This is a genomic window from Streptantibioticus ferralitis (assembly GCF_029223525.1).
GTDB classification, from domain to species: Bacteria; Actinomycetota; Actinomycetes; order Streptomycetales; family Streptomycetaceae; genus Streptantibioticus_A; species Streptantibioticus_A ferralitis.
Genome location: NZ_JARHTQ010000028.1, coordinates 20,862 through 35,712, shown reverse-complemented (window position 1 = coordinate 35,712; position 14,851 = coordinate 20,862). Strand labels below are relative to the sequence as shown.

15 protein-coding genes are annotated in these 14,851 nt (G+C 70.8%); 9 read left to right on the top strand and 6 right to left on the bottom strand.

Annotated features, from left to right (window positions below; translation table 11 throughout):
- Nucleotides 1–48: 48 nt before the first annotated feature.
- Nucleotides 49–1,632, top strand: coding sequence for a multicopper oxidase family protein (locus P2L57_RS31015; RefSeq protein WP_275820162.1), 1,584 nt, complete (start codon nt 49–51; stop codon nt 1,630–1,632).
- 82 nt (nt 1,633–1,714) lie between these two features.
- Nucleotides 1,715–3,478 (top strand): NAD+ synthase, encoded by a 1,764-nt coding sequence (locus P2L57_RS31010; RefSeq protein WP_275820160.1) that lies wholly within the window; start codon nt 1,715–1,717, stop codon nt 3,476–3,478.
- Between the two features lie 404 nt (nt 3,479–3,882).
- Here the strand turns inward: P2L57_RS31010 and P2L57_RS31005 are convergent, their stop codons facing one another.
- The 3 genes from P2L57_RS31005 to P2L57_RS30995 all read right to left on the bottom strand — a co-directional run bounded on the left by P2L57_RS31005 (nt 3,883) and on the right by P2L57_RS30995 (nt 7,430).
- Nucleotides 3,883–4,905, bottom strand: coding sequence for an endonuclease/exonuclease/phosphatase family protein (locus P2L57_RS31005; RefSeq protein ID WP_275820158.1), 1,023 nt, complete (start codon nt 4,903–4,905; stop codon nt 3,883–3,885).
- A 264-nt stretch (nt 4,906–5,169) separates the two neighbouring features.
- Complete coding sequence (locus tag P2L57_RS31000; RefSeq protein WP_275820156.1) at nt 5,170–5,805, bottom strand: TetR/AcrR family transcriptional regulator; 636 nt, start codon at nt 5,803–5,805, stop codon at nt 5,170–5,172.
- Nucleotides 5,806–5,816: 11 nt separating this feature from the next.
- Nucleotides 5,817–7,430, bottom strand: a complete 1,614-nt coding sequence (locus P2L57_RS30995; protein WP_275820154.1) for an MFS transporter — start codon at nt 7,428–7,430, stop codon at nt 5,817–5,819.
- A gap of 189 nt (nt 7,431–7,619) precedes the next feature.
- On the opposite strand from P2L57_RS30995, the gene panB reads away from it, so the two are divergent.
- From panB to P2L57_RS30960, 7 genes are all read left to right on the top strand, one after another.
- Complete coding sequence (gene panB / locus P2L57_RS30990; protein ID WP_275820152.1) at nt 7,620–8,486, top strand: 3-methyl-2-oxobutanoate hydroxymethyltransferase; 867 nt, start codon at nt 7,620–7,622, stop codon at nt 8,484–8,486.
- A 71-nt stretch (nt 8,487–8,557) separates the two neighbouring features.
- Nucleotides 8,558–9,124 (top strand): hypothetical protein, encoded by a 567-nt coding sequence (locus P2L57_RS30985; RefSeq protein WP_275820151.1) that lies wholly within the window; start codon nt 8,558–8,560, stop codon nt 9,122–9,124.
- Between the two features lie 30 nt (nt 9,125–9,154).
- The gene (locus tag P2L57_RS30980; protein ID WP_372516004.1) at nt 9,155–9,706 is read left to right on the top strand and encodes a sigma-70 family RNA polymerase sigma factor; all 552 of its coding nucleotides are present in this window, start codon (nt 9,155–9,157) and stop codon (nt 9,704–9,706) included.
- On the top strand, nt 9,703–10,386 hold the full coding sequence (locus P2L57_RS30975; RefSeq protein WP_275820147.1) for a zf-HC2 domain-containing protein: 684 nt from the start codon (nt 9,703–9,705) through the stop codon (nt 10,384–10,386). Before P2L57_RS30980 ends, P2L57_RS30975 begins: the two co-directional genes overlap by 4 nt.
- Before the next feature lie 92 nt (nt 10,387–10,478).
- Nucleotides 10,479–11,483 (top strand): ATP-binding cassette domain-containing protein, encoded by a 1,005-nt coding sequence (locus P2L57_RS30970; protein WP_275820145.1) that lies wholly within the window; start codon nt 10,479–10,481, stop codon nt 11,481–11,483.
- 50 nt (nt 11,484–11,533) lie between these two features.
- Entirely contained in the window at nt 11,534–12,352 is an 819-nt protein-coding gene (locus P2L57_RS30965) for an ABC transporter permease (RefSeq protein ID WP_275820257.1), read from the top strand.
- A 191-nt stretch (nt 12,353–12,543) separates the two neighbouring features.
- Complete coding sequence (locus P2L57_RS30960) at nt 12,544–13,326, top strand: site-2 protease family protein (RefSeq protein WP_275820143.1); 783 nt, start codon at nt 12,544–12,546, stop codon at nt 13,324–13,326.
- A 70-nt stretch (nt 13,327–13,396) separates the two neighbouring features.
- Here the strand turns inward: P2L57_RS30960 and P2L57_RS30955 are convergent, their stop codons facing one another.
- From P2L57_RS30955 to P2L57_RS30945, 3 genes are all read right to left on the bottom strand, one after another.
- Nucleotides 13,397–13,615, bottom strand: a complete 219-nt coding sequence (locus P2L57_RS30955; RefSeq protein ID WP_275820141.1) for a hypothetical protein — start codon at nt 13,613–13,615, stop codon at nt 13,397–13,399.
- A 71-nt stretch (nt 13,616–13,686) separates the two neighbouring features.
- A complete protein-coding gene (npdG, locus tag P2L57_RS30950) occupies nt 13,687–14,412 on the bottom strand; it encodes an NADPH-dependent F420 reductase (protein WP_275820139.1) in 726 nt (241 codons plus the stop codon).
- A 78-nt stretch (nt 14,413–14,490) separates the two neighbouring features.
- Nucleotides 14,491–14,730: a hypothetical protein gene (locus P2L57_RS30945; protein ID WP_275820137.1), complete on the bottom strand. Its 240-nt coding sequence runs from the start codon at nt 14,728–14,730 to the stop codon at nt 14,491–14,493.
- Between the last annotated feature and the right edge of the window lie 121 nt (nt 14,731–14,851).

Genomic DNA, 14,851 nt, shown 5'->3' with positions numbered 1-14,851 from the left:
CCCACCACCTGTATGCACATCCATCGACACCATGAGGTGCACTTCCGCATGCGTATGTACACACGCCGCGCCGCCCTCGGCGCGGGGTTCGGCCTGGCTGGAGCCGGGCTGCTGGCCGCCTGCTCCACCGGGGGGCCGAACCGGCCCCAGCCCTCGGCCGGCGGTTATCTGTCCCCCAACGGTCCGGAGGTCGCCGCCGCCGAGCGGCGGCGCGGTGGCGGCCCGCTGCGCCAAGTCCGGCTGACCGCCGCCGAGTCGACGGTGGACCTGGGCGGACCGACCGTCCGCACCTGGAGCTACGGCGACCGGCTGCCCGGCCGCGAGATCCGCGTCACCGCGGGCGACACCCTGGAGGCCGTGCTCGTCAACCACCTCCCGAAGCCGACCACGGTGCACTGGCACGGTCTCGCGCTGCGCAACGACATGGACGGTGTCCCCGACGTCACCCAGCGCGCGGTCGCGGCGGGCGCCCAGTTCACCTACCGCTTCGCGGTCCCGCGTCCGGGCACGTACTGGCTCCATCCGCACACCGGCGTGCAGCAGGACCGCGGACTGTACGCACCGCTGATCGTCGAGGACCCGAAGGAACCGCTCCGGTACGACCGGGAGTGGGTTGTCGTGCTGGACGACTGGGTGGACGGAGTGGACGGCTCCACGCCAGACGCCGTGCTCACCGAACTGTCCGGCGGAATGTCCCCGGGGATGTCCTCCGGAGCGCCCGGTGGGCACGGCTCCTCCGACGCGGGCGGTGACGGCATGCCGGGGATGCCGGGCATGCGCGCCATGGGGATGGCCACGCCGGGCCCGAGCCGCATGCTGATGGGCGCCACGAGCAGGCTGCTCGGGGGCGACGCGGGCGATGTGGCGTACCCGTACTACCTGGTCAACGGGCGGACCGCGGACAGTCCGGAGACCTTCACCGCGAAGCCCGGCGAGCGGCTCCGGATCCGGATCATCAACGCGGGCGGTGACACCGCGTTCCGGGTCGCCCTCGGCGGTCACCGTATGACCGTCACCCACGCCGACGGCCTGCCGGTCGCGCACACCACGGCGGACGCTCTGCTGCTGGGCATGGGCGAGCGGTACGACGTGCTGGTCACCGCGGGCGACGGAGCGTTTCCGCTGGTCGCGCTGGCGGAAGGGAAGAACGCGGTGGCCCGCGCGGTGCTGCGTACCACCGCGGGCGAGGCCCCGGGACGCGACGTACGCCCGGCGGAGCTGGACCGGCGACCGCTCACCGCCGGGCAGTTGCGCGCCGCGCCGTCCGCGGCGCTGCCCGCCCGGCGGCCGGACGCCACCGTGCCGCTGCGGCTGACCGGAGGCATGGCGAAGTACGACTGGGGCCTCAACAGCGAGAAGTACAGCCCCGCACGGCGCCTTCCGGTGCGCGCCGGCGACCGGGTGCGGCTGTCGTTCCGCAACGACACGACCATGTGGCATCCCGTGCACCTGCACGGGCACACGTTCGCCCTGCCGAACGGCGGCCCGCGCAAGGACACCGCGATAGTGCTGCCGCGGCAGACCCTGGACGTCGACTTCGACGCGGACAATCCGGGACTGTGGATGATCCACTGCCACAACGTCTACCACGCGGAGAGCGGCATGATGACGCTCCTCGGCTACCGCGGTTAGCGAACCGGGCCCGCGGGGGGTGTGAGCCAGCAGACGCACCCCGCGGGCTCCATAGCGTCGGATAGACGATTACGCTGGGCCCGTGCCTCAACTTCGTCTCGCCCTCAATCAGATCGACTCCTGCGTCGGGGACATCGCCGGTAACTCCGACGCGATCGTGCGCTGGACCAGGCACGCGGCCGATCAGGGCGCGCATCTCGTCGCCTTCCCGGAGATGGCGCTGACCGGTTACCCGGTCGAGGACCTCGCGCTGCGTTCCTCCTTCGTCGAGGCGTCGCGGTCCGCGCTGACCGAGCTCGCGGCGCGGCTCGTGGCCGAGGGGCTCGGTGAAGTTCCGGTGGTGGTCGGTTATCTGGACCGCAGCGAGAAGGCCCAGCCGCGTTACGGCCAGCCCGCCGGTGCGCCGCAGAACGCGGCAGCGGTGCTGCACCGCGGCGGTGTGGTGCTCTCCTTCGCCAAGCACCACCTGCCCAACTACGGTGTGTTCGACGAGTTCCGCTACTTCGTGCCCGGTGACACGCTGCCCGTCATCCGGGTGCGCGGCATCGATGTGGCGCTGGCGATCTGCGAGGACCTGTGGCAGGACGGCGGGCGCGTCCCGGCCACCCGTACCGCCGGGGCCGGGCTGCTGCTGTCGGTCAACGCCTCCCCGTACGAGGTCGCCAAGGACGACACCCGGCTGGAGCTGGTCCGCAAGCGCGCGCAGGAGGCGGGCTGCACCCTCGCGTACCTCGCGATGATCGGCGGGCAGGACGAGCTGGTCTTCGACGGCGACTCGATCGTGGTGTCGGCCGAGGGCGAAGTGATCACCCGCGCCCCGCAGTTCGAGGAGGGCTGCGTCCTGGTCGACCTGGAGCTGCCGGCCGCCGGTGAGGTGCCGTCGGGCACGGCCGACGACGGCCTGGTCATCGAGCACCGGACGATCTCGGCGGAGCCGCTCGCGCCCTACGAGCCGCGGGTACGCGGCGAGCAGGCGCCGCGGCTCGGCGATGACGAGGAGATCTACACGGCTCTGGTCGTGGGTCTGCGCGCTTATCTCGCGAAGAACGGTTTCCGCAGCGTGCTGATCGGGCTCTCCGGCGGCATCGACTCGGCGCTGGTCGCGGCCATCGCCTGCGACGCGATCGGCGCCCAGCACGTGTACGGGGTGTCGATGCCGTCCCGCTACTCCTCCGAGCACTCCAAGGGCGACGCGGCCGAACTGGCGCGGCGCACCGGTCTGAACTTCCGCACCGTGCCCATCGGCCCGATGTTCGACGCCTACATGGAGGCGCTGCACCTCACCGGCCTGGCCGAGGAGAACCTGCAGGCGCGACTGCGCGGCACCACCCTGATGGGGATCTCCAACCAGGAGGGCCACCTGGTGCTGGCACCGGGCAACAAGTCCGAGCTGGCGTGCGGCTACTCCACGCTGTACGGGGACGCGGTGGGCGGTTTCGCGCCGATCAAGGACGTCTTCAAGACCAAGGTGTGGGAGCTGGCGAAGTGGTGTAACGCGGCGGCCGTCGAACGCGGCCAGACCCCGCCGATCCCGGAGAACTCCATCGTCAAGCCGCCGAGCGCGGAGCTGCGTCCCGGCCAGGTGGACACCGACTCGCTGCCGGACTACGACGTCCTCGACCGCGTCCTGGACCTCTATGTGGAGCAGGACCAGGGCCGCGCGGCGATCGTGGCGGCGGGCTTCGACGAGGCACTGGTGGAGCGGATCCTGCGGCTGGTCGACACGGCAGAGTACAAGCGCCGCCAGTACCCGCCGGGCACCAAGATCACCGCCAAGGGCTTCGGCAAGGACCGCCGACTGCCCATCACCAACCGGTGGCGGGAACACGGCCCCACTCGGGGCTAGCGCCCCTCGTGGGGAAGCAGTTTTTTCTTCCCGGGGGCCTACGGCCCCCGGACCCCCACGCGGGGCTACGCCCCAGACCCCGACGCGGGGCCGCGCCCCAGACCCCCACGCGGGGCTACGCCCCGGACCCCGACACGGGGCCGCGCCCCAGACCCCCACGCGGGGCTACGCCCCGGACCCCGACACGGGGCCGCGCCCCGGACCCCCGCACGGGGTCGCCGCCAGACGCCGTCACGGGACCCGGACCCGGCACTCGGCTGCGCCCCGGGGCTCGGTGTGTCGCAGTGTGGATGCGAGGTGGTTGGTCTCCGGCAGCGCCCTGAAGGGGCGCGGGGAACTGCGCGACCAGCCACGACGAACCCGCAGCCGATGGACGGCACATCGCGGCATATCCAGCGAAGCGCTCAGGCGACCCGCAGGGTTGCCGCCACCGGCAGATGATCGCTGCCGGTGTTCCGCAACACCCATGACCGCGTCGGCTCGATCCCCTTGACCATGATCTGGTCGATCCGCGCCATGGGAGACGACGCAGGCCAGCTGAACCCGAAGCCATCGCCCGCCGCGCCCTGCGCGGACCGCATCTGCGCGGTGATCGGGGACAGACTCCGATCGTTCATCGTCCCGTTGAGATCGCCGAGCAGGATCACCCGCCGCACCGGCTCCTGCGCTATCGCGTCACCGAGCGCCACCGCGCTGTGATCACGCTGCCCGGCGGTGAAACCACTGTCCAGCCGCACCCGCACCGACGGCATGTGCGCCACGTAGACCGCCACCGCACCCCTCGGGGTGGCGACCGTGGTGCGCAGCGCCCGGACCCAACCGAGCCTGATGTTCACCGGCTGGGTGCCGCTCAGCGGGTACTTGCTCCACAGGGCGACGGTGCCCTCCACCGCGTGGTACCGGTACGTGCCCGCCAGGCCCCGCTCGTAGACCGGCAGCGCCCGTCCGGTCAGTTCCTCCAGCGCGACGATGTCGGCGCCGGAGCCCGCGATGTCCTTGGCGGTGGCGGCCGGGTTCGGATTGTCGGCGTTCACGTTGTGGCTGACGACGGTGAGGTTGCCCCCGCCGGACGACTTGTCGGTCAGCAGCCCGCCGAACAGATTGAGCCACACCAGCGCGGGCACCAGGAGGGCCACCAGCGCGGTCGCCGAGCGGCGCACCAGCGCGACGGCGAGCAGCACCGGCACCACCAGCCCGGTCCACGGCAGGAAGGTCTCCAGCAGACTGCCCAGGTTGCCCACGCTGTTCGGCACGCTGGAGTGGAAGAACATCAACACCGCGACGACCAGGGCGATCGCGGCGGGGATCCAGCCGCGGCGCCAGCTGCCCCCGTCCCGCCAGCGGTTCGGGGTGCGGCTCGCCCCGGACTGGCCGGGGCGCGCCTCGTTCCCGCTGCGCTGACCATCCGCCGTGTCCGTCTGAGCCATGGGCCCGTCCTCACTCGTTCGCGTGCCTGTCCGTACGCGCCGGCCCGTGGTCGGCCCCGTGGGGGGACGGCCCGTGGTTCCGACCATAGGGGCGGACGGGGGTTCGGCGCTCTTCGGAGGGGACGGACCGGATGACACCACGGTTTCCGGCGACGGCCCAGGTCCGGCTCCTGTGACACGATGCGCATATTCAGCGGTCGAACCAGCACATTCCCGATGCGTTCCGCCCACCGCGCCGCCCGTGGCGCGGCCGGCCCGCCGAGGTCACGGCCGCCGGGATGCGGGGTGGCCGCTCGGCCGCACGCCTTCCAGAACGGCGTCGACGATCTGCTCCGACAGGCCGTCCTCCAACGGTGCCCGCTCGTACAGCAGCGCTCGGGACAGCATCGGGCCGGCGAACAGGTCGACCAGCAGGCGCACATCGATGTCGTCGCGGATCTCCCCGGTGCGCATCCCGCGCCGCAGCACCGCGTACATGGCCTCGCGCCGCGTCCGTATCACCGTGTCGTGGTACTGCCGCCACAGCTGTGGGCTGCTCTGGATGACGCCGATGACGTTGCGCATCACCGCCGAGGAACGCTTGGCCAGCCCGCGGTGCCTTATCACCTCCAGCAGGACCACCAGGTCCTCGCGCACCGACGTTCCGGCCAGCGGCGGGAGGGGTTCGTCGATGGCGCGCATGACGTCGATCAGCAGGGCGTCCTTGTTGGCCCACCGGCGGTAGACGGTCGCCTTGCCGACCCCGGCCGACCGCGCGATGCGCTCCATGGACAGCTCGCCGAGGGTGGTGCCCTCCTCCAGCAGCCGTAGCACCGTCTCGACGATCGAACTGTCCGCCGCCGCGCTGCGCGGACGGCCCCGACCGGTGGTCGCGGGCAGTCCCGCGCCTGCGGCAGCCATCGGCTCCGCCTTCATCCCCCGCTCCGCGCGGCGGACCTCTCCGGCTCCGCGGACGGTGGGCTCAGGGCGGGCCGGTGCGGCAGGAACAGCCAGGCCACGGCGGCGCCGACGAGAGCGACGGCGGACGAGCCCATCGCCGTGGCGTGCATGGCGTGGATGAACGCGTTGTCGGCCGGGCCCACCAGCGTCTGGCCCACCGGCCCCAGCTGCTGCGCCACGCCGAGGGTGGCCTCGATGGACTCGCCCGCCTTGTGCTGTACGTGCTCGGACAGCCCGGGAACCGCGGCGAGCTGGCCGTGGATGCTGTGGCGGTAGACGGTGGACAGCAGCGAGCCGAGCACGGCGACGCCGACGGCACCGCCCACCTGCCGGAAGGTGTTGTTCACCGCGGAACCGGAACCGGCCTTCTCGCGCGGCAGCGACGACATGATCATGACGGTGGCGGGCGGCATGACGTGCGCCATCGCGGTGCCCATCACGAAGAAGACAACTTCCAGCACCCATACCGGAGTTGACCGCCCGAGCAGCAGGAAGCCCAGGAACGACATCGCGGTCAGCAGCATGCCGCCGGTGCAGACCGCGCGGGCGCCGAAGCGGTCGACGACCAGCCGGGCCCGCGGGGCGAAGATCATCTGGGCCGAGGCCAGCGGCAGCAGCAGCAGACCCGACTGGAGCGGGCTGAACCCGCGCACGCTCTGGGTGTAGAAGACGAAGAAGAACGTCACCCCCATCAGGGCGAAGAAGACCAGCCCGATGGTGACGACCGAGGCCGAGAAGCGCCGGTCCCGGAAGTAGGAGACGTCGAAGGCCGGATGACTGCTGCGCCGCTCATACAGCACGAAGAGGGTGAGCACGGCGATGCCGCCCAGCATGGTGGCCCAGGACCTGGGCGTGCCGAAGTCGGCGAGCTGACCGCCCTTGATGATCCCGTAGACCAGCAGCACCAGGCCGATGACGGACAGCAGCACGCCCAGCGGGTCGAGCCGTCCGGGGTGCGGGTCCTTGGAGTCGGGGACCAGGAACGACATCGCGAAGAGCGCGACCACCACGATCGGCACATTGACGAAGAAGACCGAGCCCCACCAGAAGTGCTGGAGCAGCAGACCACCGGCGATCGGGCCGAGCGCGATGGCGAAGCCGACCGCGCCGGTCCAGATGCCGATGGCCTTGGGCTGCTCCTCGCGCTCGAAGACGTTCATGATGATGGCGAGCGTGGACGGCATGACGAACGCCGCGCCGAGCCCCATCAGCGCGCGGAACGCGATGAGTTGAGCAGAGGAGCCCGCTTCCGCCGAGAGCACCGAACCGGTGCCGAAGACCAGCATGCCGAACAGCAGCACCTTCTTGCGGCCGAGCCGGTCGCCGAGCAGCCCGGCGGTGAACAGCAGCCCCGCGAAGACCAGCGTGTAGGCGTTGATCGCCCACTCCAGCTGACTCTGGGTGGCGCCGAGACCGGTGGGCCCGGGCTGGGCGATGGTCTTCATCGCCACGTTGAGGATCGAGTTGTCGAGGACGACGACGAGGAGGCTGAAGAGCAGCACCGCCAGGATGGCCCAGCGGCGGCGGTACACCGCCTCGGGGATCCGCTGGGTGGACGATGTCGTGGCAGCGTCATCTGCGGGCATGGGATCCACGCTAGACCCTACTTACGATACGGGCCCGTCTCGTATCGTAAATGGCAGGCAAAGCCCTGTACGGATGAGACAAACGGAACTAGGCGCACCGGCTTTCGGCCACCGCTGCGGCATGTCAGCATGGGAGGTGATCCGGAGACGCCGTCAGGGCGCTTCGAGACACGAACAGGAGCCTTCTCCATGACGCACGTTGAGGCTGCCCAAAAGGAATCCGACAGCAGCAAGGCGCTGTACGGAGGAACAGGTACCCGCCGCATCACGGTTCGGGACATCGCCGCCGCCAAGCACCGCGGCGAGAAGTGGCCGATGCTCACCGCGTACGACGCGATGACCGCGTCCGTCTTCGACGAGGCGGGCATTCCGGTGCTGCTGGTCGGCGACTCCATGGGCAACTGCCACCTCGGCTACGACAGCACGGTCCCGGTGACCATGGACGAGATCACCATGCTGTCCGCCGCCGTGGTCCGCGGCACCAACCGCGCGCTGATCGTCGGCGATCTGCCGTTCGGCTCGTACCAGGAAGGCCCGACGCAGGCACTGCGCAACGCCACCCGGCTGGTCAAGGAGGCCGGGGTGGGCGCGGTGAAGCTGGAGGGCGGCGAGCGGTCCGCGCACCAGATCGAGCTGCTGGTCTCCGCCGGGATCCCGGTGATGGCGCACGTCGGCCTCACCCCGCAGTCCGTGAACGCGTTCGGCGGCTACCCGGTGCAGGGCCGCGGCGAAGAGGCCGCCCAGCAGCTGCTGCGGGACGCCAAGGCGGTGCAGGACGCGGGCGCGTTCGCCGTCGTCCTGGAACTCGTACCGGCCGAGCTGGCCGCCGAGGTCACCACCGCCCTGCACATATCCACCGTCGGCATCGGCGCGGGCCCGGACTGCGACGCCCAGGTGCTGGTGTGGACCGACATGGCGGGGATGACGGGCGGACGGCTGCCGCGCTTCGTCAAGCAGTACGCGCAGCTGCGTGAGGTGCTCGGCGGCGCGGCCAAGTCCTTCGCCGACGAGGTCGTCGGCGGGGCCTACCCGGCGGCGGAGCACAGCTTCCACTGACCGTTGAGCAAAGGCGGGCCACCTCCCGTATGTCCTGGTGAACCCACAGTGACATACAGGAGGAACCCACTATGTCGGCATTTCCACCGACCTCCTGGCGGCCCCGGCGCGGCGCCTCGGTGGCGACGGCCCTGGTCCTCTCGGCTGGGCTGATGGCCCTGGCGGGCTGCTCGTCCGGCACCGGCGGCGCCAAGCCGTCGAGCCCGTCGGGCAGCCCGCCGAGCACACCGGCGCCGAAGCCGTCCACCGCCGCGCTCGGGACCACGCACAACGCCCGGCTGGGCACCATCGTCACCGACGGGCAGGGCTGGACGCTCTACCGCTTCGACGCGGACTCGGCCAGCCCGTCCACGTCCCGCTGCGCCGGCCAGTGCGCGACCGTCTGGCCTCCGGAACCCGCCCTGTCCGCCGCCCATGTCCACGGCATCGACCACCAGCTCGTCGGCGGCGTCACCCGCCCGGACGGCACCAGGCAACTGACCTTGAACGGCTGGCCGCTGTACCGGTACGCGGGAGACAGCAAGCCCGGCGACACCAACGGCCAGGACGTCCTGGGCACCTGGCACGCGACCACCCCGCAGGGCAGGAAAGCCGAGGCCGGCTCGGCCAGCGGCCCTTCGAGCGGATACGGCTACTGAGCCGTGCTCCAGGTCGACCAGGGGCACAGCCTGCGCGAGGATTCCACCGTGGAAGGCCGGCGCTTCCCGGGCCGCGGCCCGGAGGAGGAACTGATGCGGGCGCTCTACCGCGATCACGCGGGTCCGCTGATGACCTATGTGCTGCGCCTGGTGGCCGGGGACCGCTACCTCGCGGAGGACGTGGTGCAGGAGACCCTGCTGCGGGCCTGGCGGAACGCCTCCCAGCTGGACCCGAGCGCACGCAGCCTGCGGCCGTGGCTGGTGACCGTCGCCCGCCGGGTGGTCATCGACGCGCACCGCGGCCGTCAGGCCCGCCCCGCCGAGAGCGGTCCCGCCGACCTGGAGCAGGTACCCGCCGCCGATGAACTCGACCGCGCGCTGCGGATGATGACGATCTCCGACGCGTTGGACGACCTGACACCCGCGCACCGCCAGGTGCTGGTGGAAACGTACTTCAAGGGCCGGGACACCAACGAGACGGCCCGTGTGCTGGGGGTGCCCCCGGGCACCGTCCGGTCCCGGATCTTCTACGCACTGCGCAGTCTGCGGATCGCACTGGAGGAGAGAGGAGTGACCTCGTGACCGAGTACGGACGGCCCGACGCGCACGTCGACGTCGGCGCCTATCTGCTCGGCGTGCTGAACGACGCCGAGATGGACCGGTTCGAGCAGCACCTCGCCGGGTGCGATACGTGCGCCAAGCTCCTCGACGAACTCAGCGGTGTGGTGCCGGCGCTGGCGGAGCTGGGCGGTGCCGGTGCGCCCGAGCCGCCGAGCGAGGAGATGCTGGACCGGCTGCTGGACGAGGTGGCGGCGCAGCGCCGGACCAGGGTCCGCCGCCGCTGGCTGACGGCCGTCGCGGCCGCCGTACTGATCGTCGCCGGCCCGACCGCGGCCGTACTCGCCATCCAGGAGCGCCCGGCGGTGACCGGTGTGCAGGCCGCGGCGTTCCAGCGCACCGCGACCGATCCGGCGACCGGTGCGTCGGCCGTGGTGGGCCTGACCGGCAGGCCCTGGGGCACCCAGATCGACCTGCGGCTGTCGTACGTCTACGGTCCGCGCACCTGCCACCTGGTGGTGGTCGGCAAGGACGGCCGCCAGGAGACGGTCGCCAACTGGACGGTGTCCGGGTCGGGTTACGGCACCGACGAGCATCCGCAGCCGTTGGACATCAGGGGCGCAACCGCGATGCGGCCGTCCGACATCTCGCACTTCGACGTCATCACCTCCCAGGGCCAGCGCCTGGTCTCGGTGCAGGCATAGCGCCCACCGGCCGCCGGTGCCGCGTCGGCGGCCGAAGCGGCGTGTCAGCGGTCTGTCGGCGACCTGTCGGCGGCGTCGGCGACCGTGGTGGCATGACACTAAGCAAGACGACCAGTCGCGGCGGAAAGGCCGTGGAAGTACGGGGCCTGGCCAAGCACTACGGCGAGACGAAGGCGCTCGACGGAGTGGATCTCGATGTGACCCAGGGCACCGTACTCGGCGTGCTCGGCCCGAACGGCGCCGGGAAGACCACCCTCGTACGGATCCTGTCCACCCTGGTGAAGCCGGACGCCGGGACCGCCCGGGTCGCCGGGTACGACGTGCTGAGCCAGCCCCGCCAGCTGCGCCGGGTGATCGGGCTGACCGGCCAGTACGCGTCGGTGGACGAGAAGCTGTCCGGCCGCGAGAACCTCTACATGATCGGGCGGCTGCTCGACCTGTCCCGCAAGGACGCCAGGGCCCGCGCGGACGAGATGCTGGAGCGCTTCTCGCTGACCGAGGCCGCCAGGCGTCCGGCCATGAACTACTCGGGCGGTATGCGCCGCAGGCTTGACCTGGCCGCGAGCATGGTCGGCCATCCCTCGGTGCTCTACCTCGACGAACCCACGACAGGACTCGACCCACGCACCCGGAACGAGGTGTGGGAGGAGGTCCAGCGGATGGTGGCCGACGGCGCCACCGTACTGCTGACCACGCAGTACATGGAGGAGGCCGAACAGCTCGCCAACGAGCTGACGGTCATCGACCGCGGCCGGGTGATCGCCGAGGGCCGGATCGACGAGTTGAAGGCGAAGGTGGGCGGCCGCACCCTGCAGATCAGGCCCGTGGACCGCGCCGAACTGCCGCGCATGGTGGCCGCGTTGGACCAGGCCGGTCTTGACGGCATCGCGGGGGCGACCGCCGATGAGGCCGAGGGGCTGGTGAACGTCCCCATCGTCAGCGATGAACAACTGACCGCCGTGGTCGGCCTGCTGGGGGCGCGCGACTTCTCGATCGCCGGTATCAGCACCCATCTGCCCAGCCTGGACGAGGTGTTCCTGGCCCTCACCGGCCAGAAGACCGCTGATGCCAACGAGTTCGAGGAGGTCGGAGCATGACAGCGACGCGTAGCGTCTCGGTTGCGGTTGACGGTGGGCGAGAGGCGGGCATGAGCGCGACAGCGATCGCCACCACCGCCACCGCCCGGTCCGGCGAGGGCCGCATCGGGCTACGGGCCAACCTGCGGCACATCGGCGCGCTGGTGCGCCGCAACCTGCTGCAGATCAAGCAGGATCCGGAGTCGATGTTCGACGCCCTGCTGATGCCCGTCATCTTCACGCTGCTCTTCGTCTACGTCTTCGGCGGCGCGGTCTCCGGAAACCAGCACGCCTACGTCAACTACATGATCCCGGGCCTGATGGCGATGATGGGCATGAACATCGCCATGGCGGTCGGTACCGGGATCAACACCGACTTCAAGACCGGTGTGATGGACCGGTTCCGGACCATGCCGATCGCGCGCTCCTCGGTGCTGATCGCGAAGATCGTGGTGGAGGTCGGCCGCATGCTGATAGCCACCGCCATCCTGCTGGTCATGGGCTTCATCCTGGGCCTGACCGTGCAGACCTCCGTGCTGCACCTGCTCGCCGCGGTCGCTTTGGCGATGGTCTTCGGCGCCTCACTGATGTGGATCTTCACCCTGCTCGGTCTGACCATGAAGAGCGCGCAGGCCGTACAGGGGGTGGCCATGATCGTGCTGATGCCGCTGCAGTTCGGCAGCTCGATCTTCGCCAAGCCGACCACGATGCCCGGCTGGCTGCAGGGCTTTACGAAGGTCAATCCGCTGTCGTCGCTCGCCGACGCCAACCGGAACCTGATCAACGGCGGGCCGGTCGCCCATTCGGCGCTGATCACCCTGGCCTGGGCGGCGGCCATCACCCTGGTCACCGCGCCGCTGGCGGTGGCGAAGTTCCGCAAGAAGGCCTGAGCCAGGCGCCGGGTCGCCGCCGTCCAGCGCGGCGGCAACCCCTCGCCCGGTGATGGAACCGAACCCCGGCAACCGGACGTTCCCCCGGTGCCGGACGCAACGCGGACCCGGTCTGTCCACCGCAGCGCCGGATCGGCCTGTACGGTCAGGAACCGCCCTGATGACGTCCCGTACCTGATGGAGCTCCGCGCATGGCTACCGCAACCACCCGCCACGACCGGCAGGTCAGTCCCGTGTTCCTCGGGCTGGTCGCGATCATGCTCGTCGCCGGGTGGGCGGTGTGGCACGACTTCGCGTCCAACACCGGATTCGCGGTGTTCGTCTTCGTCGTCTCCGGCTGGATCGTCTCGCTGTGCCTGCACGAGTACGCGCACGCCCGCACCGCCCTGCATGGCGGCGACATCACGGTGGGCGCGAGGGGCTATCTGACCTTGAACCCGCTGAGGTACACACACGCCGCGCTCAGCATCGTGCTACCGGTGATCTTCGTCATCCTGGGCGGCATCGGCCTGCCCGGCGGCGCGGTGTTCATCGAGCGCGGCCGGATCAGGGGCCGCTGGAAGCACAGCCTGATCTCGGCGGCGGGACCGCTGACCAACGCGGCCTTCGCGCTCGCGCTGATGCTGCCGTTCACCCTCGGCGGGCTGACCTGGGCGCCGACGCCGTTCCTCGCCGCGTTCGCGTTCCTGGCGATGCTCCAGCTGACCGCGGCGATCCTCAACTTCCTGCCGGTCCCCGGGCTCGACGGCTACGGCGTCATCGAGCCATGGCTGTCGTACAAGGTGCGCCGCCAGGTCGAGCCGTACGCCCCCTTCGGGCTGATCGCGGTCTTCGGCTGCCTGTGGATCCCCGAGATCAACACCGTGTTCTGGGACGTCATCAACACGATCATGCGCACCTTCCACATCCCGGATGTGTACTCGGCGTACGGCTACCGCCTCTTCCAGTTCTGGAAGGGCTCCCCTACCGGCTGACCACTGCCGGCGAACCGTCCACGCGGCTGCCGGCCGACCGTTACGCGGCTACTGGCTGACCGTCTGGCGGCTACCGGCCGGCCGATTGCGCGGCGGCCCGGTCGGCCTTCGCCTTGCGCAGGTAGAACCACGCCATGTTGCTGGACACGCCCGCCATCAGCACCCACACCACACCCAGGAAGCTGCCCTGTACGAACGACACCACCGCGGCGGCGATGGCCAGCACGCAGACGGCGATGGCGAAGATCGCCGGCCGCGGGATCGGGCTCGGCGAGGCGGACGGGGGCATGGCTGAGGCTCCTCGGTTGGGCGGCATACTCCGCCCATTCTGACCCATGCCCCCGTCGAGCCGGATGAGGCCTACACGTCGGTGATGCGCAGTCCCGCGTGCGCCTTGTAGCGGCGGTTCACCGAGATCAGATTGGCCACCAGCGACTCGACCTGGTGCGCGTTGCGCAGCCGGCCGGCGAAGACCCCGCGCATCCCCGGGATACGGGCGGCCAGCGCCTGCACGGTGTCGGTGTCCTCGCGGCTGTCGCCCAGCACCATCACATCGGTCTCGATCCGCTCGACCTGCGGATCCTGCAGCAGCACCGCGGACAGGTGGTGGAAGGCCGCGGTGACCCGGGAGTCGGGCAGCAGAGCGGCGGCCTGCTCGGCGGCGCTGCCCTCCTCCGGCTTGATCGCGTACGCGCCCTTCTTGTCGAAGCCGAGCGGGTTGACGCAGTCGACGACGAGCTTGCCCGCCAGCTCCTCGCGCAGCGACTCCACCGTCTTGGCGTGTCCTTCCCACGGCACCGCGATGATCACGATGTCGCTGGCGCGTGCGCACTGCGCGTTGTCCAGGCCGCGTACGCCCAGGCCGAGCTCCTCGGCCGCGGTCAGCGCCCGCTCGGTGCTGCGCGAACCGATGATCACCCGCTGCCCGGCCTTGGCCAGCCGGTAGGCGAGCCCGCGCCCCTGGTCGCCGGTGCCGCCCAGCACGCCCACGACCAGATCGGAGACATCCGGCAGGTCCCGCGGGTCCTTGGCCGCGGGCTTGCCTGCGGCAGCGCTCGGGTCGGGGGTATTCGCATCAGTAGTCATACCGGCGATCCTGCCAGCCGACCCCGTACCCCGACGGTACGGGGTGCCGTGTCCCGGAACGCCTCAGCCGCCGCGGCATCAGCTGCCGGTGCCGCGCGGCCCGGAGTCGTTCTCCTCGCTCCAGCGCGGGTCATGCTCCCACTCCTCGTTGCGCTCCTCCGCGATCTCGATGGCGCGGGCCGCCTCGGCGGCGGTGGGATAGGGGCCCAGGCGGTTCACCGCGGGGCAGTCCGGCCCCTCCTCGACCTTCCGGTGTTCCAGGCAGTAGTACCACTCGCCCGGCTTACCCGTCGCCCTCTTGCGCTTGAACAGAGCCATGCTGCCCTCCTGCTGCGTTTCCCGGGGGAACCCCGGAACCCCTTCGACTTCCCTGTCCGCCATCGTTCCCGCCCGTCGCCCGCCATCACCCTCAGCGCAGACTCCCCAGGACTCCGTCCGG